Raw genomic sequence first — 26,068 nt, forward strand, 5'->3', positions numbered from 1 at the left:
CCCGCGATTCAGGCGCTGCGGTGTATAAGTCAGAGCGCGTAATCGTTCATCGCGAGCAAGCTCGGCGCCTGCAGGGATGCGGTCTCTGTGGGAGATTGACGTGGGACCGGCTTTAGCCGGGAAAGCAGCATTTCTGACGATAAAGACGCAGTGAATGTACCGGCCTCTTCCCGGCTAAGGCAGGTGCCACGACAATGGAGCCCTCAAAATCCAACGACCTACTCCGCGTTCAACAACTGCTCCGCCAGCATGTCGGCGACCCGGGCGGGTGAACGCTTTTCGGCCTGAGCGTGTGCATAAACCTCAGTCAATCGCTGGCCGATTCGCGACAGACAGGCAGTAATGGTGCTCGGGCTTTCACCCTGATGTTGCAGAGCAACGTAAATAAGCCCACCAGAATTGATCACATAATCCGGCGCATACAGAATGCCGCGAGTCTCCAACTGATCAGCCACTTGCAGGCTACTGAGCTGATTACTGGCCCCGCCAGCTACGGCAGCACAACGTAATTGTGCAACTGTCTGGCTATTGAACACGCCGCCAAGGCCACAGGGCGCAAGAATATCGCAGGGTGTACTGAGCAACGCTTCACACGCGATGGGGTGAGCACCGAATTGCTCCATGGCTAATTGCACTCGCCCCTGATCCAGATCACTGACCAACAGGTCTGCGCCCGCGGCATGCAGTTGCTCGGCCAGCGCATAGCCGACATTCCCCAGCCCCTGCACGGCCACGCGCAAACCTTCCAGATTGTCGCTGCCCAACCGGGCCATTGCCGTGGTTCGAATGCCGGTAAAAACGCCCATGGCCGTGTGCGCAGATGGATCACCGGACTCACTGGTGCTGGTGACGTGTTGGGTATGTTGAGCAATGCAATCCATGTCGACGCTCGAGGTCCCGCTGTCCAGGGCGGTGATGTAACGCCCGTTGAGACTTTCAATAAAACGGCCGAACGATTCAAAGAGCGCCGCACGATTGGATAGACGTGCCGGACGCATGATCACGGCCTTCCCACCGCCCAACGGCAGACCGGCGAGCACGGCTTTGTAGCTCATGCTTCGGGCTAGGCGGATGGCATCTTCGATTGCGCTCTCTTCATCCGGGTAGGAAAGATAGCGACAGCCCCCCAGGGCCGGTCCTCTACGACAATTATCAATGGCGATGACTGCTTTCAGGCCGGTTTCCGGGTCGACGACCAGATGCAGCGACTCGACACGTGATGTATGCATGAGTGCGAACATCGACGGTGCTCCGGTATGTTTTTATGAACCGAGTATAGGCGTTTCGAAAAAAAAAGATGGACCGCTCGATCCATGGAATCTCCCATAGAAACTGCGCTGTTCTGAAGACCGGCCGGGCGGCGTTCCGTTTTAGCCGGGAGGACGTCGGGGCATTCGCTAAATACCCTTCGCCAGAAAATACCGCCCTCCCCGCTAAAGCCAGTGCTACGAGGTGACATAAACGCTAGCAGGCAAACATGGAATGAAACACATCGCAGGGCTATTTGGCTCTGGACGAAAGACATCAGTGGGTCTAAAACAGGTCATGACTGCCAAGGTCTGCTCGGAGAGCGACATGACACCACGCCAACACTGCCTGGCTTGCCTGCAACGAACACCGTGCGATGTTTTCGAAGCGGCGCTGTGGATATCCGCCGAGCATGATCAGCAGTTCACGCCTGAATTGGCGCTAAATGCCATGGATGACCTGTTGCGCCAGATCAGAGCGGCTTTACCGGATTTACCCGGCGGCGAACTGGCGCAGCCATTGTTGCGACAACTCAACACGCTGGGCTTTGCTCAGGACGACTGGAATCCGCCTAAACCGCAATCGGCCTTACTGCATAAAGTTCTGGAGCGCCGTCGAGGCCAACCACTCGGTCTGGCACTGGTCGCCATCGAGTTGGCCAGACGTCTGGATATCAAACTTGAAGGCGTGAGCTTCCCTGGGCATTTTCTGCTGCGAGTACCGGGTGCCGACCATCTGTTGGATCCCTGTGGCGGCCGCAGGCTTTATCCCAAGGATTGTCGTGAATTGCTGGCGCGCCAGTTCGGGCCGGACATGCCACTGCGCGCCGAACACATGGCGCGAGCCACCGACGTCATGATGCTGCAACGCCTGTCGCGTAACCTGCGACACCTGCATCAGATCAACGATGATTTTCTGGCAGCCCTCAAAGACGCCAATCGAGTGATGGAACTGGGCCCGGCAACCACTGCTGATTACCTGGCCCGTGCCAGTTTGTATCGAACCCTGGAATGCCCGCAGGCCGAACGTTACGACCTGGAGCATGCATTGATGTTGAGTGATGACGCCGTTCAGCGCTTGAGACTCACCGAACGGTTGGGCCAGCTACCTCACGGAAGAGCGATTCATTAGGCATAACCGGGATGTGATTTGGTCACCGCCCAGCGCAATGCTCTTAGCCCAAGGCCCGCACTTGATTGGGCAAGGTCTTTAGCACCAGAGGCACCGAGTAACAATCCGACAACGCCCCAGACATAATAGGGAGTTGCTGCCGCCCGATCCCCGTCAAGATATGCCAGGTATCCCCGGGCAAGGTTAATGGAAGTATTGAGCAACCCCCAGGCCAGTGCAGCAGGCGGGAATGGAAGCAGCAGGATCGTGCCAGTCCATTTGATCAGTGTGTAAAGGTTTTCAGCGAAGCTCTCGGCTTTGCTGAGTGACTGCTCATCAACGTCCTGAATCATGCGTTCGATCATGGCGTCATGCAGAGTCTGCAAGTCGCGCACCTTGCCATCTGTATCAATGGTCAGCGACTTCAGTGCCATCTGTGGATTTCTCACCAGCTCCGAAAAGAGCGTGCCAATACTCGGCTGATTTTTATAACTGACACGATTGTAATAATAGGCATCCATGCCCGGCGAACTCAGGGTAGAAATAAAAACCCCAAAGTTTCTGAAGCGAATGCCGTCGGGCGCTTGAGGGGTATAGATCAGATTGTAATCTGCCAGATCGGTGCCGTTGTGTTTGAAAACGAATACACCCTCGATCAAGCGGCCGTTAAGGTACAACTCGTTGATCGAACTATTGTTCGCGCCCTGCTTGCCATCCCGTGAGCTGTCAGAATGATCAGGATAAAGCGTCGACAGCAGGTTTATAGCCCACTGATACTGCGCCTCGGTGAATCCATTCTCCAGGTAGGTGATCATTATATCCCGACGTATTTCAAAGAAGTTTCGTTGAGCAAACAGCGCCCTCCTCTTGGCATAATCAGGATGCTGCCGGTCGCCGTAGTCCTCCTTGAGTATCTCGATGTATCGCTCGCCCAGTGGTGCGGCAAGCACTTCTTTTATGACCGGCATGGACAGCTCGGAAAGGTCTTGCCCCGTGGAGGAGTACATGGGCGCGTGCTCATCCAGCTTGTAGATAAAATCATTCATGAGCAACTGAGTCAGGGAGACCAGATCCGTGTGAGGGCCAAAGTCAGGTTGAGGCCTTCGAATGTTGCTGTGTAAATCGAAATAAACCGTGTCGGTATTGACGATCAGATCGACACCCTTTCTTTTCAGGATATTCGAGATATAGATCTCTCCCGAGAGTCGGGCGAAATGACGATAAGAGATGAGCTGCATACTGTCTTTATAGCTTTTTTGCAGAAAATCGATTCGTGCTTCGCACAACGCCAACTGTCGGCGATATTTATAAGTCGACGTGTTCCGGTCGCCTCCGACAACCCGTGGTAACTCGGCGAGTTGATAATCGATTTTTGTGGCTATCAAGGCGGACATACTGGCTTGAAAGTTCGAGTCCTGCCCTGCACCCCCACGTACATCTTCTTCATTCCACCGGGTAGGCTTCTGACTGACAGCTTGCATGAACGCCGCCATGGCATCTCGAGAAGCTGGCGCGGATTGCGCTATCAGGTACTCCCTGCCACTTGGCGTCGCCGACCATTGCGCCACCTCATGGTACAGATGACGCCAACTGCCAAACTCGAACATATCGCGCCCGCCGGGCGCACCGGGGGCATAAAGCACAAAGTGTTGATCAGCGCTGGTTTCTTCGCTGAACACAATGACATCGCGCAACTTATTGCCAACCCCTCCGACTTCCAGCGCTCCGGTTTTGCGTGTAGCACCCGGCTCCTGACGATCAGCCCGCAACGCCCAGACCAGCTCCACGCCCTTGTCCGAAATATGGTGCTGAAGTTTTGCTGCCCAGGTACTCAGCGCCAACGCACTGTCGCGTTGATGCAACAGCGCCCGCAGGGTGTCAGGTTGACGGTAACGAGCCTCAAGCTCTTGCCGGTATCGATGTCGCAAGTCCAGATCAGCAACCAGCTCTTTGACAAACTCAAAGGTAAACTCCGGATGATGACTACCCTGAGGCAGTTCCAGACGGGCGTCAGCTTCGGCAGCAATCAACGGCAGGCCGTTCAGCGCATAGTCAAACAGCGACTTTCGATAGACGGGACTCAAGTCGCCTGCTGGGGAAGACCACCGATCTTTCAATACAATGAATACTTTCCGGGTATCCACGCGGTAACCCAGATGCTGCCGGATATAGTGATCAATTTTCAGTAATGGATAGCCCTCCAGCGATTCCAGCCCGGCAAACAACTGGCTGGCAGTTTGGGCACGACTACGGTATTCGCTATCGAATACTTCGTAGTCGGTTCGTTCATTATCACTGGTGTGTTTCAACCAGTGTGGGGTGCTCAGGGTTTGTAGGCGCTGCATATGTGAGTGAAAACTCTGGCGCCGCGCCTCATCGAGGGAGGCGAAAGTCTGAGACGTGTTCACAGTGTTCAGAAAGCTCGAAGCACTGTTGCCACGGGGACTCTTCAGCAGAAAGCGAAGATCCTCCACTTGCTTGACCCGCAAGGCCTTGACCAGATTGTTTACCAAAGAATCAGAAGTCGGGCTGTACTGAACTTCAATGTCAGAGACCTCCGAAAACAGCTCGGCCTGGGACAGTAAAAGGTCTTCAATCAAGACACGACGCGCTGTTGAATCGGAGAATCGTTCGCCTAGCTTTTCGCTGAGCGATGAAAGCGAATCGAATTTTTCTACGCCGTACCTGGCAGTCAGCAAGAACATCGGCCCCTGGTTACTTGCCGGACTCAGCGTGTCGCCAGCTTTAGACTCCAGGCTGATCACGAAAGCAGTGTGCAAAATAGCAGGCACGTGGCCGGGCTTGATCAACGAAACCCGGTGCAGGCCTTCGGCTTGAGGACTGTTAAGTACCCAGTCCAGCCGTTTTTTTTCCTCTTCGTCCAGATCGCCATTAAGGTGACTTATTTCCATCTCACTGAGGAACGCTTTGCCCTGCAGAGAAGCCCAAAGCTTTTGACGGGTAATAAGATGCCCCGGCGAATACGGATCTTTTATACCCTGCGACCAGAACTCATCCAGCAGATCGAGATAGTAGTCAGACAGACGCTCACTGGTGTAAGTGAATATCGCCTTCAGTCACTCTCCATCGGTGTGCCTTGCCAGAAACGCTTCATCCACAGTGTCGTGGCGGGTATAGAGCGCGACGAGATCACTGCCAGACGCATCCACGCCATCAATCAGCGTTTGAATCATCCCGTCGGGGAGGGAGATCGAACGCAACAACGAACCGTCCGTGGTTCGCTGATTGAGGAACAGGATGTCAGGGTTGTAATCGACTCCGGCCCTGAGCAGCGCTTTGCCTATGAGTGTTCGCGCCGCTTGACGCAAGTTCGGCAAAGACAACATTAATTCGGCTGCCTGGGCTGAGGCCTCACACAACCGGGCCAGAGGCAAGGATGGTTGCGAAGAGGAAGAAACAGGACTTGAGGACAAGAAACGAGATGCAACAGAAAGATCATTCATGGTACCGCTCCAATAAAGCGGTCACGTCCAAAAGGCATCCAGCCAGATGAAAGAACACGTGAACCGCCAGACACGTTCATGAGACGCGTCCGATGGACCTGTTTCGCGGTATCTATTACTACCTGCAAGGACAGAAATTGACGGGAAACACGCGTTAGCCTGACAGACGTTTTACCAGTGGCGGTAGGAAGTCCCTCCAGCGACCATTGCGCTTACTGCAACACTCCATATCTCAAACCACTCTTTTTTAGAACCCCGCCAGTCACTATCATCCTGCCCACGTTGATTTTGAAGCTCCTGGATCTGCGTAATATTTAGCCGCTGCCCGTGCAGCGGCTTTTTTTTCGTTATTACCTGATGGGTTTCAGCGCTTGTTGCTTAGGGATCTCGCCTGCATCCTCACGGCGCTTGCGAGTGACGCTGTCGTAGCTGTCTCCCGTTGCACCGAATTCCTGCAAACACTTCATGACGTGCACAGCCCTAACGTAATCGGGCAGTAATAAAGTCGCGTATTTATCGCCTTTAATAGCCTTCTCCTTCATTTCGCCAATCTGGGTAACGAAAAACTCCAACACGTTTATTTCTTCTTCAGGATTGGAAGGGTTACCGTCTTTGTCGAAATCCAGTGCAGCGCGACCTAACAAATCCGCAGTCAGATTATCAATTAACCCAAATGAGTAAAGCTGCTTGCCTACTTTATCGAGACCAGAAGAGCTGATACTTTCCGGATTAAACCCTTTGAACATGGGCTTTAGTTTGCCCAGCTCCATCTTTGTCGTATTAAGCGCCGTACGATTTTCGCCTATTTCGTTAAGCATTCTATCGACTTCAGCGGCGCGATGCCTGACGGCGGGCTGAGCCGGTAATGGTTTAATAGTTAGCGGCGGAAGTTGTGGAATATACCATCGGCTCATGATCATGCTCCTGCAATAAAAGGTCCTGTATCGAGGAGCATATCGGTGCCTCACAAGCAGACTTTATAGGGGATGGGCTGCAGATTTAAAATCCAGAGAGGTACTACATATGAAGTGGAAAAATCTTACGCAGCATCAATATATTTCAGACAACTATTAATAACATGAAAAATATTACCATTGTAAGTTATGATTCTTTTACCCCATAACAACATCACTTCAATAATGGATTAGAAACGCGGACCTGGTAGGAGCCAACTTGTTGGCGAAGCGTAATTTCTCACGATGCAGGCCCGACGTCTCGCCAACAAGTTGGCTCCTACAGGGTCACCCGTTTCCTTAACGAAAGCGAGGTGTCAGGCACATCGGGGCAGCTCGTACAGATCAATTGCTACGCAAGAGCGACCATCGCCACTCAATTAGCAGCACTCACACCGCATATTTCTGCACATGAGCCATCATTTCTTTAAGCGCTTCCATGTTGTCCTGCGGATGGACTGCTTCATTGAAGTCACTGATAACTTGCCATTGAGCTGCAACGTCCTCCGGGCTGAAGCCGGCACGGGGATCGAAGCCCGCACCAAGACTGCGCTCCCAGCGAACCTTGCCGATCCAGCCGCCACCGACTTCGAACAAGCCAGCAGTGTCCTGACATGCTTCGCTGCCCAGATACACCACCAGCGGGCTGACCAGTTCCGGCTTGAGCAACTCGAACACCTCGGGCGGGAGCAGCCCTTCGGTCATTCGGGTTCCGCCCGTGGGAGCGATGGCGTTGACCAATATGTTGTTTTTGCGCCCTTCCAGCGCCAAGGTGCGAGTCAGCCCATACAGGCCCAACTTGGCCATCGCGTAATTGGACTGGCCGAAGTTGCCGTAAATACCGGAAGTGGATGAGGTGAAAATCACCCTGCCGAAATTCTGTTCACGCAGGTGCGGCCAGGCGGCATGCGTCACTTTGTAGGCGCCTTCGACATGTACCCGGTAAACAAGGTCCCAATCGGCGTCATCCATCTTCGCGAAGGACTTGTCACGCAAGATGCCAGCGTTGTTCACCAACACATCAATACTTCCAAAAGCATCCAGAGCGTTCTGGACGATTTTGTCGCCGTCGGTGACGGAGTCATGGTTGGCGACAGCGATACCGCCCGCCTTGCGAATTTCGGCGACAACACGGTCGGCTGCGGAAGCATTGGCACCCTCGCCGTGCGCCGAGCCGCCAAGGTCGTTGACCACCACCCGCGCACCGTGACGCGCGAACAACAGCGCATGGGCACGGCCAAGGCCACCGCCAGCCCCGGTGACGATGACTACCTTGTCTTCAAAGCGTATGGCATGACTCATGATCGACTCCGGCAAAGGATTTCAAGAGTCCAGTGTCATCCACCCATGCGGCAGTCACAATCAACACAATCGATGCTGAATAGTGCGCGATAACGAAGCGGGATGATTTAGAGCGGCCATCACTCCCACACGCTGCGTCAGGCGCGCAACCGCTCGATGAACGTCGCCAGCCAGGGTTCGGCGTCGGTTTCCGGGGTGACGCTTTCACTGCCGTCCAGACGCAGCATGTCCTGGACCTCATTCACACCCAGCTCGGCAAACAGTTCACGAATCAGCTCGCCACCGCCACAGAAGGTGTCGCCATAGCTGGCGTCGCCCAATGCGATCACTGCGCCTGGCAGTCCGCGCCAGGCTGCTGGCAAGACATCGCGAATTTGGGAATAAATAGCCTGAATGTTATCGGGCAGCTCGCCCATGCCGGTGGTCGATGTCACACCGAGTAGCGCTTGCGGCTCAAAGGCCTGAAGCTCGGCCAGCGTCACGCGAGGGTTGTGCAAGACCTCGAAACCGGCGTCACGCAGGATCTGCCCCGCATGCCGAGCGACTTCTTCAGCCGATCCGTAGACCGAACCGGAAATAATGGCGACTTTCATGAATCATCCTGTAGCAACGTAAAAAACGTTTGGCATTATGCCCCAAGTGGCCTCATGACCTAGAATGCGGACTTTGCTTCTTCGCTCCGGATACATTTCATGATCAACGCAAAACTGCTGCAGCTGGTAGTTGACGCCTCCAACGACGGCATCGTCGTCGCCGAGCAGGAAGGTGAGGACAATATCCTCATTTATGCCAACAAGGCATTCGAAGCCCTGACGGGCTATGCAGTCGACGACATCCTGTATCAGGATTGCCGTTTTCTACAGGGCGATGACCGCCAGCAGGCGGCACTGGACCTGATTCGCGAAGCGTTGATCAACAAACAGCCTTGCCGCCAGATCGTCCGTAATTACCATAAGGATGGCAGCCTGTTCTGGAATGAACTGTCGATCACGCCCGTGTTCAATGAAGCTGATCAACTGACTTATTTCATAGGCATCCAGAAAAATGTCACGCAGCAGATCGAAGCCGAACAGCGAGTGCTGCAGCTGGAAGCGGAGCTGAAATTGGCACGCGAAGAAATAGCTTCATTGAAAAGTTGACGAATGGATGTAACAAAACGTTGAATTAACGGTCTGCTTCCTCAATAACGGGTTCCTTCGAGCTCCATCATGCCCCACGAAACGCTACTCACTCAGGCTGAGCTGGATTTTATCCAGAGCATGCAGCACAACCCCAAGCTGAACGTGCGCGATGCGACACGCAGCCTGACTGTGAACGGCGGAAGGCAAATTCAGGATTTGCTGACCCGCCTGGCGGCTCATGAGCAAGTCACCATTCAGGCGCAGTTCGATAACCAGCAGATGACGTTCCCGCTGCATCTGGTGGAAGACGAATTCCACGCACTGCATCTGGAGCTGGGCGCACCTTCTATCTTTGAGGAAGGGCCGCGCATACGTCCCTGGCGTCTGACGCTGCCGGAACCCGTTGCGCTGGAGACCGAGAAAGGCACACAGACCGCGCTGTGGGTGCATGAAATTTCGTTCAAAGGTGTGCTGCTGGAACATCGCAAGACCACCCGGCCACCCAAGATCTTCAATGCCTGGTTCGTTCCGGTGGGGCACGCCCCGATTTCGATGCGGGGCACTTTCGAGCGCCTTACCGAGTCAGGGTTGGCAGCTTACCGGTTGAGCGACCGGAACAAGGAAGACACTGAGCGTCTGCGTCAGTACATCCTGCAACAGCATCGCAAGATGTACCCCACGATGCACCGCGGATAAGCCTCACCCTCAGCTATCAAGACGCCCCTTCAGAAACAATTGCAGCCCGCGCTGCATGGAACGCCCTTCGCTGCCGATGCAGGCAACCGGCGAACCGTCCAGCGCTTCGTGAGCCAGATCTGCCCCTTCGCCCGCCAATAGCAGCGGACAATCCAGCGCCAGAGCGAGACGCTTCAAACGACGAGAAAAGTCCGGGGCTGGCGGATGATTGCTGTAGAGCACCACTGCCACGGGCTCCACTTTGCCGCACACCAGCGTCAGTTCTTCCAGCGGCTGCCCCAGGGCCAGCACTTGAATGTCCAGATCAGGGCTGCCAATCAACAGTCCGGCAACCCACAGCTCCAGTTCCCGGCACTGCTCAGGCACAGCGGCGAGAATCACTTTATGCGCTGCCGACCCACGAGCGAACTGCAAGCGCTGCGAGGTTCGTGCACGCAGGAAACTGTCCAGAAACAGCCACTCACTGGCCTGCCCGAACTGATCATGGTGCAGCAGCAACTCTCGCCAGACCGGCAGAAAAATGTCCTCGAACACCACCGTCATCGGATAGGTTGAGAAGACCCGGCCATAGAGCTGCTCAAGACGCGCTTCATCAAACGTCCCCACGGCCTGCTTTATCTGCTGCTGCAATAGAGCCCAGTCACCGGGCAACACATCGCTATCGAGTGCCGATGCCTGTAGCCGGACATCATTGGTCTTCTCCAGAATCTTGCCGACTTTGCTCACCGCAACACCGCGCTCGATCCAGCCAAGGATGCTGCGCACTTCGTCTATATCGGCCTGTGAGTACAGACGATGGCCGCTTTCGGTACGGGTTGGCTGAATCAAACCATAGCGCCGTTCCCAGGCACGCAAGGTCACCGGGTTGATGCCCGTGATACGGGACACTTCGCGAATGGGGAAGAGTTCTTCTTGCTTGAGGCCGACGGAGGACTCCAGGCCAATAGCGGATTCAGTCATGACGAGTATCGCTTGAAAACAATCGGCGCATTGTACGCCTGCACCGGGCTTATTTCGCAAAAACACCACCCGATACGGCTATTCGTCAGGGAATTACCGATGCCCTATAGCTTATTCAAGGATTTCAGGAATAATCCTTGCTTGCTTAAACAGCGAAGCTGACGCCGCCCACCACCCCGGAGCTGCGCCATGTGACTTCCTTACCCGGGAATCTCACTCGTTTATCGGAGATACATAATGTCTACCACCCCCGTCACCTTGCTGGTCGCGCGCCGCGTCGCCCATGGGCGCTATCAGGAACTGATCGCCTGGCTGCATGAAGGCGAAAGACTGGCTACCGATTTTCCCGGCTATCTGGGCTCAGGCGTGCTCGCTCCGCCACCCGGAGACGACGAATTCCAGATTATTTTCCGATTTACAAACGCTGAAACCATGCACGCCTGGGAGCATTCCGCCTCCCGAAGCTCCTGGTTGGTGCGTGGCAGCGGCCTGTTCGCACAGCCATCCGAACACCGCGTCAGTGGTATTGATGGCTGGTTCGGCGCTGTCGGCCAACGCCCGCCACGCTGGAAACAGGCTGTAGCGATCTGGCTGGCGTTCTTTCCGGTTTCGTTGCTGTTCAACTTCGTGCTCGGCCCGCTGCTCAATGACTGGCAGTTGGTCCCGCGCATCATGGTCAGCACCATGATCCTCACGCCGCTGATGGTCTTCTGGTTCATCCCGCTGTCGACCCATTTACTGGCAGGCTGGCTGAACCCGGCACCTGCAACCAACCGACCGGGCACTGAGTCGGTGCGCAGCAACTGAAGCACACTGACCCGGAAGTGCTGAGCTGCCGGGTCCTGAATGCCCCCACCGCAACAAACTTCGGTATGCTATGCGCTATCGTGACGACATCACTGAACGCATACCAAACAGTCGCTAATGAATAATCCAATTCTGATCACCGGGGCCAGTCAGCGGGTCGGGCTTGAACTGGCTATCGAACTGGCCAAAGCGGGCCATTTCGTAGTCAACGCCAGCCGCAACATTGCTCACACCCCTGAATACCCAAATATTGTCTCCTTTCAGACGGACCTGCTGCTCGCAGAGGATCGGACTGCACTTGTCAGCTATCTGAAAGCCAATTACCCCGGCCTTCGAGCGGTGATTCATAACGCCTCGCTGTGGCTCGACGACGGCGTCGACAACCTGAACACCATGTTCAAACTCCACGTGGAAGCGCCCTATCACTTGAATCATGAGCTGGCGCCACTGCTGGCCAAGAGCGAGAAGTCGGACATCATCCATATCTGCGACGAAACCTCAACGCGAGGCAGTAAAAGCCATATCGCCTATGCGGCAACCAAAGCTGCGCTGCAGAACATGGTGCTGTCGTTCGCCGAAAAGCTCGCGCCTGATATTCGTGTCAACGCTATCTTGCCTGGCTTGCTGATCCTCAAGGAAAACAGCGACGAGGCTTATCGCAGCCAGACACTTAAAAAAGCCCTGCTTGAGTTCGAACCAGGCTCCAGGCCTTTGATCGATGCGGTGTTCTATCTGCTCAATACGCAATACAGCACTGGAAGCAGCGTGGTCGTTAACGGCGGCCGGCATTTAAAAAAAGGAGGTTGAATGATCGATTCAAAAAAAGTGATCTACTTGCCCAAGTGGATCAAAATCAGCGTCATATCCGCTCTCGCCGTTTGTCTGGTCGCGTCCATTTACATATCGCTGTCCTTCGTAGGCGTACCTGATCACAGCGACTGGATCCTGCTGTCGCTTTCCATCGCTCAGTTAGCGGCCACGGCGCTGGTTATCTCTCTGGTGCTGATCTTTGGCGAACGTGAAGCCAACCTGCAGTTTTTGATGAACAAGACAGAATCCCTGCTGAGGGTTCAATTGCCGAAGATGCTGCGGCGCGTAGAAGACTCTGCCGGTAATAAAGCTGAAGTGACAGTCTCGGAGATCAATAATATCTTCGGCGCCAACTACATTCTCAAGACGCCGAACACACAGATGAAAATGTGGGTCGGTTTCAATGTCGACCGCATCATCATTGCTTACTTCATTCCGAACATTGCGCACACGCCGCCAGTAAAAGATATTTTCCAATACACCTTTGGCGGCGCGGAATCGGTGGGTTACAAGGTCAACTTTGAAGAAGCCACGTCACTGGATAGCGGTGAGGAAGTGCTGTCGATCTGGTGCACATGGCCTGCCATTCAGGACAGCTCGCAGCTGTCCACCGAGTTGCTGAGCAACCCTGAAAAAAAGCTGTTCATCATTCAGGACATTGCGATGATGACCCAGTCGTTTATCCGGACTGCCGAGCGCAACGCCGTGCCGCTGCTGACCCAGTGTGATCCGGGCCCTCTATGATCATGCGGGTAGCTCTCGCCATACATTCAACGCTGCAGGAATAACATGACTGATCAAGAACGCCTTGAACTCGAAGCCGCCGCTTTCCGCAGGCTGGTCGCGCACCTGGACAGCCGCAAGGATGTTCAGAACATCGATTTGATGAACCTGTCCGGCTTCTGCCGTAACTGTCTGTCCAAGTGGTACAAGGCAGCAGCCGACGAGAAGCACATTGAGGTCAGCCTCGATGAAGCTCGCGAAGTGGTTTACGGCATGCCGTACAGCGAGTGGAAAGCCCAATACCAGAAAGAAGCAAACGTCGAGCAGCAAGCCGCGTTTGCCAAGGAAACCAAGCATGACTGATCTGAATACGCTGCGCGCCAGCCTTGAAAGTGGCGAACATCTTTTCGCCGACACGCTGGCATTCATCGCCGCTGGCTATGATTACCAGCCACAGGCATTTACCAACGGCGGCGTGGAAAATGCTGCTGGCCAGAACGAGGGCTCGTGCAAGACACTGGGTCTGGCACTGCTGGAAGGCCTGAGCGATGAACAGGCGCTATTGGCTTTTGGCGAACACTACCGTTCGGTTGTCGCTACACCAGAAGGCAGCGATCACGGCAATATCCGTGCGCTGATCGCCAATGGATTGGCAGGCGTGAAGTTCGCGGGCGAGCCGCTTAAGCGCAAGTCCTGATCGACACACATTTTTGTAGGAGCTGCCGAAGGCTTCGATCACGGACCGACAGGGACACCGTCTCGCAGCCTTCGGCAGCTCCTACAGATAAATACGCCACACCAATTAAAAATAAAAAACCGGCCAAGGCCGGTTTTTTATTTCAAAGCAATCGCTATCAGAACGAAGCGTTCGCCAGACCGTCCAGATACCGCTCGGTATCCAGTGCCGCCATGCAGCCTGCGCCTGCCGAGGTGATGGCTTGACGATAAACGTGGTCAGCCACGTCGCCTGCCGCAAACACACCCTCAACGCTGGTTGCAGTGGCATTACCTTCACGGCCGCCCTGCACAACCATGTAACCGTCTTTCAACGCCAGTTGGCCTTCGAACAGCGAGGTGTTTGGCGTGTGGCCGATGGCGATGAACACACCATCCACTTTCAGCTCGGAGGTGCTGCCATCGTTGTTTTTCAGACGTGCGCCCGTCACGCCCATGTTATCGCCCAGCACTTCGTCCAGTGTGGCGTTCAGCTTGAGTTCGATCTTGCCTTCGGCAACCCGCGCATGCAGCTTGTCGATCAGGATCTTCTCGGCGCGGAACGTCTCGCGACGGTGAACCAGAGTCACTTTGCTGGCGATGTTGGCCAGATACAGCGCTTCTTCAACAGCGGTGTTACCACCGCCGACAACCGCCACCTCACGGTTACGGTAGAAGAAACCGTCACAGGTTGCACAGGCCGAAACGCCTTTGCCCATGAACGCTTCTTCAGATGGCAGGCCCAGGTAGCGAGCGCTGGCACCGGTAGCAATGATCAACGCATCGCAGGTGTAGGTGCCGCTGTCGCCTTTCAGGCTGAACGGCTTGCCAGCCAGGTCTACGGCATTGATGTGGTCGAAGACGATTTCAGTCTCGAAACGCTCAGCGTGTTCACGCATACGCTCCATCAACACAGGGCCGGTCAGACCGTGCGGGTCACCTGGCCAGTTATCAACCTCGGTGGTGGTGGTCAATTGACCGCCAGCCTGCATGCCGGTGATCAGCAAAGGCTTCAGATTCGCACGCGCGGCATACACCGCAGCGCTGTAACCGGCAGGGCCAGAGCCGAGAATGATTACCCGGGAATGACGTATATCAGACATGACAGACTCCTATCGACCGACCATTGACGCCGTGGTCGTACCGGCTGGAATAAAAAGGATCACCGATAAGCACTTGGGGAAGGCTCAATAACACGGCAATCCTGAAAAATGTTGAAGCTGCGACCGAAGCCGCAGCGACGTGTTACAGGCTAGTAGCGTTTTCGGCCAGGTAATCAGCAACGCCTTTCGCGTCAGCCTTCATACCTTTTTGACCCGGACGCCAGCCGGCTGGGCAAACTTCGCCGTGTTCTTCGGTGAACTGCAGCGCTTCAACCAGACGGATCATGTCTTCAACATCACGACCCAATGGCAGGTTGTTCACCACCTGGTGCTGAACAACGCCTTCACGGTCGATCAGGAACGAGGCGCGCAGTGCGACGCCTGCATCATGCTCGATGCCGTAAGCGCGGGTGATTTCGTGCTTCACGTCAGCAACCATGGTGAACTCGACTTCGCCGATGCCGCCCTTCTCTACCGGGGTGCTGCGCCATGCGTAGTGAGTGAACTGCGAGTCGATGGAAACACCCACCACTTCAACACCCAGCTCGCGGAATTTAGCGATGCGGTTGTTATGGGCGATGATTTCCGAAGGGCAAACGAAGGTGAAATCCAGAGGCCAGAAAAACAGCACAACGTATTTGCCACGCAGCGAAGACAGTTTGAAGCTGTCAACGATGGAGCCGTCGCCCAGCACTGCTGCTGAATCGAAATCCGGTGCCTGTTTGTTTACCAGTACGCTCATGATGTCTCCTTGGAGGATCAAATTTGAAAGGGATAGGTTGAGAAATTGATGGCCAGCCTATCGGGGCTGCAAAGATTAAGGAAATATCGTTTCACAATCCACCTCATAGGCAATCCCTATTCCGATAAGTCCTTGATTCAAGCCCCGGGGCGGATTTTACGCTCATGGGTTTATTACTGCGAATGTCCATCTTCCCAACCCAAACATAACCGTAGGACCGGCTTTAGCCGGGAGAGAGCCAGCACATTCGACGCAAATGCAGCGTCTGGAATTACGACCTCGCGGCTGAAGCCGCTCCTACGGGCACGCACAATTTGGCGGTCTGAAGCCGATCCCAACGCGCCAACACCGCTTTCACCCGCCAGGCAAAGCCGGTAAGGTCGGCGGGTTTTCCGTCATTTGGAGGCTGCCATGCCTGCTCCCGCTCTCTCGGGCCCGCAATACCTGCGCGAAGGCCTGAAACTGGTGCTCAGCCCAGGTCTGCGTCTGTTCGTTCTGCTGCCCCTGACCATCAACTTGTTGCTGTTCGGTGGCCTGATCTACCTCGCCATGCATCAGTTCGGCATGTGGGTCGATACGCTCATGCCTGAGCTGCCAGGCTGGCTGAGCTTCCTCAGCTACATCCTCTGGCCACTGTTCGTCGCCCTGGTGATATTCATGGTGTTCTTCACCTTCACCATGCTCGCCAATATCATCGCCGCGCCATTTAATGGCTTCCTTTCGGAAAAGGTGGAAGTGGTCGTGCGCGGCACTGATGACTTTCCACCCTTCAGTTGGGGTGAACTGATTGCCATGGTGCCGCGCACCTTTGGCCGGGAAATGCGCAAGCTGGGCTACTTCCTGCCTCGCGCCCTCGCCCTGTTCATTCTGTCGTTCATCCCGGTGGTCAACCTGATTGCCGCACCGTTGTGGCTACTGTTCGGGGTCTGGATGATGGCGATCCAGTACATCGACTATCCGGCAGACAACCACAAGCTGGGCTGGAACGAAATGCTCGCCTGGCTGCGCGCCAAACGCTGGCAGAGCCTGAGCTTCGGCGGCATCGTTTATGTCGCGCTACTGATCCCGGTGGTCAACATCCTGATGATGCCGGCGGCTGTCGCTGGCGCGACTTTATTCTGGGTCAGGGAACGGGGTGAAGAAGCGTTACTGACGCACAAATCCTGAAACTAATAAAAAGGCCCTTGATTGGGCCTTTTTTTATTATCGCCACAAGAAGTCAAGCTCAACCAAACTTATCGGTAATCAATATAAAAAGAAACATCCCACACATCTATCCAACACATCCTACACACACCAAAAACGCCGTAAAAACTTGCCCGGCAAACCATTGCCTTTTAATGGCAAACTCCTGCCGACGCCCTACAAAACTCTTTCTGTAGGAAGTTTACGTAGGAGCATAATTCCGTTTTCCATCTCGCCCTTTTTCATTAGCTTTTATCACTGCTCTATTTCCTACACGAAAGAATCTGGCACTCCTGTTGCTATGACAGTTATAAAACAAGGAGTGAGCAAAACATGGAAATCAAGGCAAATCCCGTCCACCCCAATGCTGCAACCGCGCCGAAGAAAAACGCACAGGCAGACTCCTCAGGGTTCGCGAAAATCCTGAATAACATGACCCAATCAAAACCCGCTCAAAAAATCGAAGCACAGCCCGCCGCATTGTGTCGCCAGATCAAACCGCGTTCACACCTGCAACTCACCAGTCTCAACCCAGTCAGCGCTCCGCCCAAGGCCAAGCCTGCGGCACTGGAGACAATTGGTGAGTCGCGGATTTTACCGTTTGTTTTATCGACTACGCGCTGAGGGCGGCAGACATGACGATTCTGGTCAACAAAGACATCAAGGCTCCGCTCCCCTCCACCGCGTGTTCCGCGGTAAACAAAGGCGCAGCCATCCAAGGCAACGCGGTTTCAACTCCTTTTGGCAAGGTGCTGGAGGCACAAATAAATTGCTATAAACCGGATAGACGCCCAGAAGGTCGAGTGTTATCAAATCTGGAGATCAGAGAAGACATCATGAAAGAAGCGAGATTGTCGCCTGGAGATGCATCCAGACTTGCGCACAGCTATACCTTCAACTCGTTGACGATGTCGCTCATTGATGTCACGGACAGAAACAACATCCGATATTCAGGAAACGGTGAATTGATCACCGCAGAGTCAACAGCTTACTTTACAAAGACCATGCAGGCGGCTCAGCGCGAACGTACGGAGATTTACAGGTCAGAAATGGAAAAAGGAACGTCTCCTGTGAGTATTTTGGAGAAAATACTCAGGTTCAATGACTCATTGCCACCAAGATTTCTTGATATGTGTGCTTGGTAAATAGAGGCCGCCCCTGCACGGGGCGGCCTCTATTACTCACCAGTCAACAGTGATATGCCCCACCTGCCCTGCGACAGGAGTTGGCCCTGAGGGGGAAAGTTTCAATTCAAAGTAGAATGGCTGCTTCGCCAAGAATCCATGGAACATTCTGGTAGATGACCTTCGAACTCTAGAGACATCAATACACCGGTCAGACGCCTGACAAAGTTGAACCTGTAATCCTCTAGGCCAACCTTGAACATTCCAGTTCCAACTAACGTTTTTTATTGTCTGCCCTTCCCTCACTGTGTTAGGGACAGGTACACGAGCAACATATACGTACCCTCTGGAGTGCAACACAGGCAAATTTACCGACGAACTATAACTACCTGCCATGGCACTTTGAGAACCTAGCAAGGTTGAAAATATGATTACTGCAGACGCGATGATACCGCTCAACTTTTTAAAAGTTTTTCATTTTTCTTCCTGAAATAAAGTAACGAGACTGCCGCTTCTTCGAGATGAAGACACCCAGCCCCGAGGGATTCAAACCACCTGACTAACCAGTCAGTGAGTTGATGATCCCGACGTTACCCAGAAAGAAAACTGCATCAACACTACATATATATCGAGCCGTAGGCTTTCAATGAAAACTTACTATCGCGCCTGACGAAAACTTTCCTCTCCCACCCCATCCAACTAAATGTCTTTACTGATCATTCAACTTACTATTAACTTGCTCCGCGCTCACCTCTCTCACAGCTCCCGTCACAAATCCATCACCCCACCGCCACATAACCGAAATCATTGCGGCCGACACTGGCTGTCATGAGCCAACTTCTTCACATCACATTGATTACCGAAACCTTCGCCCCCGAAATTAATGGCGTTGCCAATACCCTGGGCCGTTTGTGCGATGGGTTGCGGCTGCGCGGGCATCGGGTGGAGCTGGTGCGACCTCGGCAAGCCGGCGATGTCGGGCTGGCTGCCGATGATTTGATGCTGTGCCGCGGCTGGCCGATTCCGGGATATCCGGGGTTGCAATGGGGGCAGTCGTCGATGCACAAGCTGTTGCGCCGTTGGCAGCGACAGCGTCCGGATGTGCTGTACATCGCCACTGAGGGGCCGTTAGGGCTCTCGGCGTTGCGGGCCGCGCGGCGTCTGGGAATTACGGTGATCAGTGGTTTTCATACCAACTTTGCGCAGTACACGCAGCAATACGGTATGGGCTTCATGAACCGCTTGCTGACTCATTACCTGCGCTGGTTCCACAACCGCTCGAAGATCACGCTGGTACCCAGTGTCAGTCAGAAAATAGCGCTTGAAAGACGGGGCTTTGAACGTATCGAGCTCTTGTCACGCGGGGTCGACAGCGCGCTGTTTCACCCTTCGAAACGCTCACAGCCACTGCGCGAAAGCTGGGGGCTGAACACCGGTGATATCGCCGTGCTGCATGTCGGAAGACTCGCGGCGGAAAAGAACCTTTGCCTGCTCAAGTCGACTTTCGACGCGCTGCTCAGCAAATACCCGCAACGTCAATTGAGGCTGGTGATCGTGGGCGACGGTCCGCAACGCGCAGCACTGCAGCAGCAACTTCCGGACGCTATTTTCTGCGGCACCCAGCGCGGCGAGGCACTGGCCGAACACTACGCCTCCGGGGATGTGTTTTTGTTTCCGAGCCTGACCGAGACCTTCGGCAATGTAGTGCTGGAAGCGCTGGCGTCGGGGCTGGGTGTCGTGGCTTATGACGAAGCCGCAGCAGGGCAGCATATTCGCCAGGGCCATAACGGCGCACTGGCCATGCCGGGCGATGAAGCCGCTTTCATTGATGCAGCCTGCTGGTTGCTGGAGGACAGCGAGACCTTGCGTCGCGTACGCCTTAATGCGCGGCAGCACGCCAGCCGCCAGGGTTGGGGGGCAATCATTGATCTGTTCGAGCGCAAAATGCTCAGCGCCTGCCCGACACCAGAAACAGCGAAGCCTGAACCGGTCCATGGTGCCGAGCTGAAGCTCAAACGCTAGACCAGCGTGGTCAGCGCGTCGCGACTGAAGGGCAGGATGTCCTGCTCGCGGCCTTCGCGGACTTTCACGGCCCAATCCGGATCCACCAGCAACGCACGTCCGACGGCGACCAGATCAAATTCATCAGCGTCCAGACGCTTGAGCAGGTTCTCCAGACTGGCGGGCTGAGCGATCTTGTCGGTGTTGACCATGAATTGCAGGAACTCGCCGTCCAGTCCCACACTGCCTACAGTGATGGTCGGTTTGCCGGTGAGTTTCCGCGTCCAGCCGGCCAGATTGAGGTCCGAGCCTTCGAACTCCGGCTCCCAGAAACGCCGCGTCGAGCAGTGGAAAATATCCACTCCAGCGTCAGACAACGGTTTGAGAAACTCGCCAAGCGCCTCAGGGGTTTGCACCAGGCGCGCGCTGTAATCCTGCTGCTTCCACTGTGAAAAACGAAAGATGATCGTGTAATCAGGGCCGACCGCTGCGCGTACGGCCTTAATCAATTCGATAGCGAAGCGCGATCTGTTGGCCAGGCTGCCGCCGTACTCGTCGTCACGTTGATTACTGCCCTCCCAGAAGAACTGATCAACCAGGTAGCCATGGGCACCATGGATTTCTACACCGTCCATGCCAATGGTTTGAGCGTCCCTGGCGGCCTGAGCAAACGCGGCAATGACTTCATCAATATCCTGCTTGCTCATGCCGTGAACAACGACTTGCCCATCCTTGAGTTTTTCCATCGGGCCGTAGGCCGGGACGCTGGCATCCGGCTCTGTTCCCAGACGGCGCACCGCGCCAACATGCCATAACTGCGGGACAATCTTGCCGCCCTCGGCATGCACCGCTTCGACGACTTTCTTCCAGCCTGCCAAGGGTGCGTCACCGAAGAATTGGGGTACGTTCGGATAACCGTTGGAGGCTTTGTGATTGACGGTGGTGCCTTCAGTGATGATCAGGCCGACACCCGCTGCAGCGCGGCGACGGTAGTACTCGATAACTTTCGAATTGGGCACATGACCGGGCGAGAAGGAGCGGGTCATGGGTGCCATGACCACGCGTGACGACAGCTCGAGGCTGCCCAGGTGGAAAGGCTTGAACAGGGCTTTGACCGGCATGCGACGCTCCTTGGGATCATTTCGAATCATCAAGGATAGGGCGGGGTTTCAGGCAGGTGACAGCACTATTGATTTGGGTGATTTAGATTGAGAAGCAACTCGGAGGATGTAGACCATCCACCTGTCCTGTAGGAGCGCACGGAGATTACGACGGCCGCGAAGCGGTGTATCAGGCAAACCCGCTATCGCTGCCTCGCGGTGTTCGTGATCGCAGAGAGGCGATGCACGTCAGGAGGAATGCTTTCGCAGCCTTCGGCAGCTCCTACAAGGTATTAAATCAGCTCAGCGCTTTTTCAATCGCCACAATCACTGCCGGATCATCCGGCGCTGTGCGGGGTGAGAACCGTGCCAGGACTGCGCCGTTCTTGCCCACCAGAAACTTTTCAAAGTTCCAGGTGATGTCGCCGGGAAACTCGGCGCCTTCACCGGCCAGCAAGCGGTAAAGCTGATGACGATCCTGCCCGTTGACGTCGAGCTTGGTGCTCAACGGAAAGGTCACGCCATAGTTGAGGCTGCAGAACGCCTGGATTTCCTGCTCGGTGCCTGGCTCCTGTCCTGCAAACTGGTTGCACGGCAGACCCAGCACGCTGAAGCCCTGATCCTTGTATTTCTGATAGAGACTTTCGAGCGCCGCGTACTGAGGCGTCAGCCCGCACTTTGAAGCGACATTGACGACCAGAACGACTCGCCCCTTGAAGGTCGCCAGCGACAACTCCTGACCATCCAGATCCTTCAATTTAATGTCGTGAAACGCACTCATGACCCACTCCCCCTCAAATCCCGCGGACAAAAAAGGCGCCTGCCAGACTGCTTGAACCAAGTTGTTCGCGCAGAACCTGCCTCGGCGCCTTTTCAGCTACCTGAGCTTAGCAGCTCAAATCAATGGTGGTGACCACCTTCGCCATGCACGTGACCGTGGGCGATTTCTTCCTGGCTGGCATCACGAATATCAACGATCTTGACTTCGAAGTTCAAGCGCTGACCGGCCAACGGGTGGTTGCCGTCAACGGTAACGTCGTCGCCGTCCAGGTCGCGGATAGTCACGATCTGCATGCTGCCGTCCGGGCCGGAAGCGTGGAACTGCATACCCACTTCCAGTTCGTCGACACCTTCAAACATGCTGCGGCTCAGGGTGCTGACCAGTTCGGCGGAGTATTCGCCGTAGGCATCTTCCGGCTCGATAGCGACTTTCAGTTCGTCACCGACGTTCTTGCCGTCCAGAGCCTTTTCCAGGCCAGGGATGATGTTGCCTGCGCCTTGCAGGTAAACCAGCGGCGCGCCGCCAGCGGAACTGTCGATGACCTCACCAGCGTCATTGGTCAGGGTATAGTCAATAGAGACAGCCTTATTGGCGGCGATCGGCATGGGTCAAGACCTTTTGCTTAAGATTGAAGAACGAGCAAGTTTAACCAAGCCATCGCTCGAAAGCGAACGCAACGCGGACAGACGCAGACAGACGGATCATATTGGATAACGTGACGGTCATAGATTTCCGGCAGGACGATGAGGGCCATTGGGTGGTCATACTCTCGTGCGGACATACCCAGCACCTGCGTCATCAACCCCCTTGGCAATCGCGTGCCTGGGTAGTTGATCCACAACAACGGCTGCAAAAAATAGGCAAAGGCTTTCGCTGTGGCTGGTGTGCGCAGCCCTCGGATAACGATAACCTTAACCCTCTCTGAGACGCTGCGATTCGACGGCGCCCTGTTTTCCGGTCAGTGGGCTGTTCAGTGCCGCCATGACCCTTGTACTGCTCAAGCGAGAACCCTGAATGCAGACTTTCTTTATTGCCCCCACAGACTTTGGTGTGGGTCTGACATCCATCAGCCTTGGTCTGGTGCGCACCCTGGAGCGTGCCGGGCTGAAAGTCGGCTTCTTCAAACCCATCGCCCAGCCCCACCCCGGCGATCTGGGGCCGGAACGCTCTACCGAACTGGTTGCCCGCACTCACGGCCTCAACCCGCCACGGCCACTGGCCCTGTCCCATGTTGAGCGGATGCTCGGCGATGGTCAGCTGGATGAGTTGCTGGAAGAAATCATTAACCTGTATCAACAGGCCGCAGTCGGCAAAGACGTATTGATCGTTGAAGGCATGGTGCCAACCCGACACGCCAGTTATGCGGCCCGGGTAAACCTGCACCTGGCCAAGAGTCTGGACGCCGATGTGATTCTGGTATCCGCGCCGGAGAACGAAGTCCTGGCCGAGCTCTCGGGCCGGGTTGAATTGCAGGCTCAACTGTTCGGTGGCCCCAAGGACCCGAAAGTCCTTGGGGTGATTCTCAATAAAGTCCGTACCGACGAAAGCATGGAAGCCTTCGCCGCACGGCTCAAAGACCATTCGCCCTTGTTGCGCAGCGGCGACTTCCGCCTGCTGGGCTGCATTCCCTATCAGGCTGAGCTGAACGCGCCGCGCACCCGTGACGTGGCCGAACTGCTCGGCGCGCAGGTGATCAATGCCGGTGACTACGATCAGCGGCGCATGTCGAAAATCATTATCTGCGCCCGCACCGTGCTCAATACCGTGCAGTTGCTCAAACCGGGCGTGCTGGTGGTAACGCCCGGTGATCGTGACGACATCATTCTTGCCGTCAGCCTTGCAGCCATGAACGGCGTACCACTGGCTGGCTTGCTGCTGACCAGCGACACCGTGCCGGACCCACGCATCATGGAGCTGTGTCGCGGCGCTTTGCAGGCAGGCCTGCCGGTTCTGTCGGTCAGCACCGGCTCCTACGACACCGCCACGCAGCTCAATCAATTGAACAAGGAAATCCCTATTGATGACCGCGAGCGGGCCGAGATCATTACCGATTTCGTCGCCAGTCATCTGGACGCCAACTGGCTGCACCAACGCTGTGGGACTCCGCGAGAACTGCGCCTGTCGCCAGCGGTGTTCCGTTATCAGTTGATCCAGCGCGCTCAGGCCGCCAACAAACGTATCGTGTTGCCGGAAGGCAGCGAACCGTTGACCATTCAGGCTGCGGCAATCTGCCAGGCCCGGGGCATCGCCCGTTGCGTGCTGCTGGCCAAGCCGGAAGAAGTCCATTCGGTCGCCAAGGCACAGGGCATCGAACTCCCACCCGGCCTGGAGATTCTTGATCCCGATGTGATTCGTGAGCGTTACATCGCGCCGATGGTCGAGTTACGTAAAAGCAAAAGCCTCAACGCGCCGATGGCTGAACAGCAACTGGAAGACACCGTGGTGATCGGCACCATGATGCTGGCGCTGGACGAGGTCGACGGGCTGGTGTCGGGGGTCATCCACTCCACCGCCAATACCATTCGCCCGGCCTTGCAACTGATCAAGACAGCACCCGGCTGCACGCTGGTGTCCTCAGTGTTTTTCATGCTGTTTCCTGACCAGGTGCTGGTCTATGGCGACTGCATCATGAACCCACACCCAAGCGCCAGCGAACTGGCGGAAATCGCCCTGCAAAGTGCTGACTCCGCAGTGGCGTTCGGCATTACGCCACGGGTCGCGATGATCAGTTATTCCAGCGGCAACTCGGCCAGTGGCGAAGAAGTGGAAAAGGTTCGTGAAGCGACTCAACTCGCCCAGGAGACCCAACGCGATCTGTTGATCGACGGCCCGCTGCAATACGACGCCGCAGCCAATGAAAACGTCGCCCGACAGCTGGCGCCCGACAGCTCAGTGGCCGGTCGCGCCAACGTGTTCGTATTCCCCGACCTGAATACTGGTAACACGACTTACAAGGCCGTGCAGCGCAGCGCTGATTGCGTGAGCATCGGGCCAATGCTGCAAGGCCTGCGCAAGCCGGTAAACGACCTGCCACGGGGTGCACAGGTAGATGACATCGTCTACACCATCGCGTTGACGGCAATTCAGGCAGACACCCTTTCCTGACACACTGCTGCATCACACTCACGATGCTGTCGCCTGCCGGGTGACAGCATCCGAACTTTCTTCTGGAGCCCGTCCGGTATGGATTTTCTGCCTGCCCCATTGCGCGGTTTCATCGCCTCGCTGCTGTTGGCGCTCAACACCATTGTTTGTTGTACGCCGCTGTTCGTCGTTGCCATCTTCAAGCTGTGCCTGCCCTTCCCTGCCACTCAGCGCGTGACGGACTGGCTGATGAGCCACATTCACGAAGCCTGGATCGCCAACAACAACCGCTGGATAAATCTGCTTGGGCATACCCGCTGGCATTTGAGCGGTCTGGAAGGACTGGATTACGAACACTCATATCTGGTCACCAGCAACCACCAGAGCTGGGTCGACATCATGGTGTTGCAATACGTCTTGAACCGCCGGATTCGCCCGCTGAAGTTCTTCCTCAAGCAGGAGTTGATCTGGGTGCCGGTGATCGGTCTGGCATGGTGGGCGTTGGGCTTCCCGTTCATGAAGCGTTACTCCAAAGCCTACCTGGCTAAACACCCGGAGAAGCAAGGCAAAGACCTGGCCACCACTCGACGCACCTGCGCCAAATTCCGCAATAACCCGGTGGGCATTTTCAACTTCGCTGAAGGTACCCGCTTCACCACCGGCAAACATGCCGCACAGTCATCGCCGTTCCGCTATCTGCTCAAACCCAAGGCAGGCGGAATAGCGTTTGTACTGGATGCGATGGGTGAACAACTGGAGTCGATCATCAACGTGACGATTCATTATCCGCAAGGTCGGCCAGGTTACTGGGATCTGCTATGCGGCAATGTTCGGGAAGTGGTCGCGCATTTCGAAGAGATCAAGGTTCCGCAGCACTTCATTGGCAAGAACTACGATCAGGACGGCGAGTACCGCCTGGAATTCCAGCAGTGGATCAATAAGCTGTGGGAAGAGAAGGACCAGTTACTGGCGCGGTTGCATGCCGAGTATCCAGGCTGAAGCAACGCAGCTCCGACCAACCAAAATGCAATTACCTGATT

General features: G+C 55.4%; 27 protein-coding genes and 1 pseudogene. 15 read left to right on the forward strand and 13 right to left on the reverse strand.

All coding sequences use genetic code 11. The annotated features are described in order from the left end of the window. Nucleotides 1-218: 218 nt before the first annotated feature. Nucleotides 219-1,241, reverse strand: coding sequence for a Leu/Phe/Val dehydrogenase (locus tag H8S59_RS16575; protein ID WP_187522136.1), 1,023 nt, complete (start codon nt 1,239-1,241; stop codon nt 219-221). 334 nt (nt 1,242-1,575) lie between these two features. Between H8S59_RS16575 and H8S59_RS16580 the strand changes: the two genes are divergently transcribed. Next, nucleotides 1,576-2,379, forward strand: a complete 804-nt coding sequence (locus H8S59_RS16580) for a SirB1 family protein (protein ID WP_187522137.1) — start codon at nt 1,576-1,578, stop codon at nt 2,377-2,379. Here H8S59_RS16580 and H8S59_RS16585 read toward each other — a convergent pair. The 5 genes from H8S59_RS16585 to H8S59_RS16605 all read right to left on the reverse strand — a co-directional run bounded on the left by H8S59_RS16585 (nt 2,376) and on the right by H8S59_RS16605 (nt 8,670). Continuing rightward, nucleotides 2,376-5,168 carry a dermonecrotic toxin domain-containing protein gene (locus H8S59_RS16585; protein WP_187522138.1) on the reverse strand — a complete coding sequence of 931 codons (2,793 nt, stop codon included), beginning with the start codon at nt 5,166-5,168 and terminating at the stop codon, nt 2,376-2,378. The two genes, H8S59_RS16580 and H8S59_RS16585, sit on opposite strands and share 4 nt — an antisense overlap. A gap of 267 nt (nt 5,169-5,435) precedes the next feature. Then, nucleotides 5,436-5,822 carry a hypothetical protein gene (locus tag H8S59_RS16590; protein ID WP_187522139.1) on the reverse strand — a complete coding sequence of 129 codons (387 nt, stop codon included), beginning with the start codon at nt 5,820-5,822 and terminating at the stop codon, nt 5,436-5,438. A gap of 350 nt (nt 5,823-6,172) precedes the next feature. Next, nucleotides 6,173-6,736, reverse strand: a complete 564-nt coding sequence (locus H8S59_RS16595; RefSeq protein WP_187522140.1) for a hypothetical protein — start codon at nt 6,734-6,736, stop codon at nt 6,173-6,175. Nucleotides 6,737-7,165: 429 nt separating this feature from the next. Next, on the reverse strand, nt 7,166-8,077 hold the full coding sequence (locus H8S59_RS16600; protein ID WP_187522141.1) for an SDR family oxidoreductase: 912 nt from the start codon (nt 8,075-8,077) through the stop codon (nt 7,166-7,168). A 137-nt stretch (nt 8,078-8,214) separates the two neighbouring features. Further along, nucleotides 8,215-8,670, reverse strand: coding sequence for a flavodoxin (locus tag H8S59_RS16605; protein ID WP_187522142.1), 456 nt, complete (start codon nt 8,668-8,670; stop codon nt 8,215-8,217). Between the two features lie 99 nt (nt 8,671-8,769). On the opposite strand from H8S59_RS16605, the gene H8S59_RS16610 reads away from it, so the two are divergent. Continuing rightward, nucleotides 8,770-9,216 carry a PAS domain-containing protein gene (locus H8S59_RS16610; protein WP_095102607.1) on the forward strand — a complete coding sequence of 149 codons (447 nt, stop codon included), beginning with the start codon at nt 8,770-8,772 and terminating at the stop codon, nt 9,214-9,216. Nucleotides 9,217-9,285: 69 nt separating this feature from the next. Continuing rightward, a complete protein-coding gene (locus H8S59_RS16615) occupies nt 9,286-9,894 on the forward strand; it encodes a hypothetical protein (protein ID WP_095102609.1) in 609 nt (202 codons plus the stop codon). Between the two features lie 9 nt (nt 9,895-9,903). Here H8S59_RS16615 and H8S59_RS16620 read toward each other — a convergent pair whose 3' ends face one another. Next, nucleotides 9,904-10,854 carry a MerR family transcriptional regulator gene (locus H8S59_RS16620; protein ID WP_187522143.1) on the reverse strand — a complete coding sequence of 317 codons (951 nt, stop codon included), beginning with the start codon at nt 10,852-10,854 and terminating at the stop codon, nt 9,904-9,906. A 237-nt stretch (nt 10,855-11,091) separates the two neighbouring features. On the opposite strand from H8S59_RS16620, the gene H8S59_RS16625 reads away from it, so the two are divergent. The 5 genes from H8S59_RS16625 to H8S59_RS16645 all read left to right on the forward strand — a co-directional run bounded on the left by H8S59_RS16625 (nt 11,092) and on the right by H8S59_RS16645 (nt 13,891). Beyond that, complete coding sequence (locus H8S59_RS16625; protein ID WP_095102613.1) at nt 11,092-11,661, forward strand: putative antibiotic biosynthesis monooxygenase; 570 nt, start codon at nt 11,092-11,094, stop codon at nt 11,659-11,661. Nucleotides 11,662-11,778: 117 nt separating this feature from the next. Beyond that, the gene (folM, locus tag H8S59_RS16630; protein WP_187522144.1) at nt 11,779-12,468 is read left to right on the forward strand and encodes a dihydromonapterin reductase; all 690 of its coding nucleotides are present in this window, start codon (nt 11,779-11,781) and stop codon (nt 12,466-12,468) included. Next, nucleotides 12,469-13,215, forward strand: coding sequence for a hypothetical protein (locus tag H8S59_RS16635; protein ID WP_095102617.1), 747 nt, complete (start codon nt 12,469-12,471; stop codon nt 13,213-13,215). A 45-nt stretch (nt 13,216-13,260) separates the two neighbouring features. Beyond that, entirely contained in the window at nt 13,261-13,557 is a 297-nt protein-coding gene (locus H8S59_RS16640; protein WP_095102620.1) for a DUF1244 domain-containing protein, read from the forward strand. Continuing rightward, a complete protein-coding gene (locus H8S59_RS16645; RefSeq protein WP_187522145.1) occupies nt 13,550-13,891 on the forward strand; it encodes a HopJ type III effector protein in 342 nt (113 codons plus the stop codon). The genes H8S59_RS16640 and H8S59_RS16645 overlap by 8 nt, the downstream gene beginning before the upstream one ends. Nucleotides 13,892-14,048: 157 nt before the next feature. Here H8S59_RS16645 and trxB read toward each other — a convergent pair whose 3' ends face one another. Beyond that, on the reverse strand, nt 14,049-15,011 hold the full coding sequence (gene trxB / locus H8S59_RS16650; RefSeq protein WP_187522146.1) for a thioredoxin-disulfide reductase: 963 nt from the start codon (nt 15,009-15,011) through the stop codon (nt 14,049-14,051). Nucleotides 15,012-15,153: 142 nt separating this feature from the next. Then, a complete protein-coding gene (locus tag H8S59_RS16655; protein ID WP_027899561.1) occupies nt 15,154-15,753 on the reverse strand; it encodes a peroxiredoxin in 600 nt (199 codons plus the stop codon). A gap of 411 nt (nt 15,754-16,164) precedes the next feature. On the opposite strand from H8S59_RS16655, the gene cysZ reads away from it, so the two are divergent. The 3 genes from cysZ (at nt 16,165) to H8S59_RS27000 (ending at nt 18,083) form a co-directional block, all read left to right on the forward strand. Beyond that, nucleotides 16,165-16,920 (forward strand): sulfate transporter CysZ, encoded by a 756-nt coding sequence (gene cysZ / locus H8S59_RS16660; RefSeq protein ID WP_187522147.1) that lies wholly within the window; start codon nt 16,165-16,167, stop codon nt 16,918-16,920. Nucleotides 16,921-17,271: 351 nt separating this feature from the next. After that, nucleotides 17,272-17,562 carry a hypothetical protein gene (locus tag H8S59_RS16665; RefSeq protein ID WP_187522148.1) on the forward strand — a complete coding sequence of 97 codons (291 nt, stop codon included), beginning with the start codon at nt 17,272-17,274 and terminating at the stop codon, nt 17,560-17,562. Nucleotides 17,563-17,573: 11 nt separating this feature from the next. Then, nucleotides 17,574-18,083, forward strand: coding sequence for a hypothetical protein (locus tag H8S59_RS27000; RefSeq protein ID WP_246475382.1), 510 nt, complete (start codon nt 17,574-17,576; stop codon nt 18,081-18,083). A gap of 36 nt (nt 18,084-18,119) precedes the next feature. Here the strand turns inward: H8S59_RS27000 and H8S59_RS16675 are convergent, their stop codons facing one another. After that, nucleotides 18,120-18,458, reverse strand: a complete 339-nt coding sequence (locus tag H8S59_RS16675; RefSeq protein WP_187522153.1) for a flagellar protein FlhE — start codon at nt 18,456-18,458, stop codon at nt 18,120-18,122. Nucleotides 18,459-18,890: 432 nt separating this feature from the next. Between H8S59_RS16675 and H8S59_RS16680 the strand changes: the two genes are divergently transcribed. Beyond that, on the forward strand, nt 18,891-20,084 hold the full coding sequence (locus H8S59_RS16680) for a glycosyltransferase family 4 protein (RefSeq protein ID WP_187522149.1): 1,194 nt from the start codon (nt 18,891-18,893) through the stop codon (nt 20,082-20,084). Here the strand turns inward: H8S59_RS16680 and H8S59_RS16685 are convergent. The 3 genes from H8S59_RS16685 to H8S59_RS16695 form a co-directional block, all read right to left on the reverse strand. Continuing rightward, nucleotides 20,081-21,184: an NADH:flavin oxidoreductase gene (locus H8S59_RS16685; RefSeq protein WP_187522150.1), complete on the reverse strand. Its 1,104-nt coding sequence runs from the start codon at nt 21,182-21,184 to the stop codon at nt 20,081-20,083. The two genes, H8S59_RS16680 and H8S59_RS16685, sit on opposite strands and share 4 nt — an antisense overlap. 277 nt (nt 21,185-21,461) lie before the next feature. After that, the gene (locus H8S59_RS16690; protein WP_095102635.1) at nt 21,462-21,944 is read right to left on the reverse strand and encodes a glutathione peroxidase; all 483 of its coding nucleotides are present in this window, start codon (nt 21,942-21,944) and stop codon (nt 21,462-21,464) included. Between the two features lie 119 nt (nt 21,945-22,063). Next, complete coding sequence (locus H8S59_RS16695; RefSeq protein WP_027899554.1) at nt 22,064-22,549, reverse strand: FKBP-type peptidyl-prolyl cis-trans isomerase; 486 nt, start codon at nt 22,547-22,549, stop codon at nt 22,064-22,066. On the opposite strand from H8S59_RS16695, the pseudogene H8S59_RS27170 reads away from it, so the two are divergent. The 3 genes and pseudogenes from H8S59_RS27170 to H8S59_RS16710 all read left to right on the forward strand — a co-directional run bounded on the left by H8S59_RS27170 (nt 22,548) and on the right by H8S59_RS16710 (nt 26,027). Next, nucleotides 22,548-22,869 (forward strand): annotated as a pseudogene (locus H8S59_RS27170) (DUF3565 domain-containing protein). The gene H8S59_RS16695 and the pseudogene H8S59_RS27170 overlap by 2 nt on opposite strands. 89 nt (nt 22,870-22,958) lie before the next feature. Next, complete coding sequence (pta, locus tag H8S59_RS16705) at nt 22,959-25,049, forward strand: phosphate acetyltransferase (protein WP_095102637.1); 2,091 nt, start codon at nt 22,959-22,961, stop codon at nt 25,047-25,049. A 78-nt stretch (nt 25,050-25,127) separates the two neighbouring features. Next, entirely contained in the window at nt 25,128-26,027 is a 900-nt protein-coding gene (locus tag H8S59_RS16710; protein ID WP_187522151.1) for an acyltransferase, read from the forward strand. Nucleotides 26,028-26,068: the final 41 nt, after the last annotated feature.

This window comes from Pseudomonas folii (assembly GCF_014357575.1).
GTDB classification, from domain to species: Bacteria; Pseudomonadota; Gammaproteobacteria; order Pseudomonadales; family Pseudomonadaceae; genus Aquipseudomonas; species Aquipseudomonas folii.